Below are 330 nucleotides of genomic sequence, written 5' to 3'. Positions count from 1 at the left end.
GCAACGCAGAATCGAGGTTCGGGACCGGGCCTTTACGGCCTTAACTCAACTGTCCGCGAAAACGGGGTAGAACCCGCCCCTCTGCGTTGGCACCGTAGCTCGACCACGGGTATTCGTTCGGCTGGGCCACCATCCACGCGCGAACCGGATTGAGCTCGATGTAACGGCTGCACGTCAGGAAGTAGCGCTCCGAGTCCACCAGGCAAGCCTTGTAGCGTCCTTCCCACAGAGTACCGGTGCGGCCATGGCGGCCGTTGAACGAGCCCACGTAATTGCGCGCGAAGGTATGCATCATCCTCGACACCGCGCCCGCCTCTACGGGGGTCAGCA

1 protein-coding gene is annotated in these 330 nt (G+C 62.7%); it reads right to left on the bottom strand.

Going from position 1 to position 330, the window contains the following annotated elements; translation table 11 throughout:
- Positions 1-40: 40 nt before the first annotated feature.
- Positions 41-330 (bottom strand): transposase (locus RHOFW104R8_RS03160; RefSeq protein ID WP_407071425.1); only part of this gene is annotated, 290 nt, incomplete at its 5' end.

It is taken from the genome of Rhodanobacter sp. FW104-R8, assembly GCF_001617365.1.
Taxonomy (GTDB): domain Bacteria; phylum Pseudomonadota; class Gammaproteobacteria; order Xanthomonadales; family Rhodanobacteraceae; genus Rhodanobacter.
This window is presented reverse-complemented; position numbering and strand designations above follow the sequence as displayed.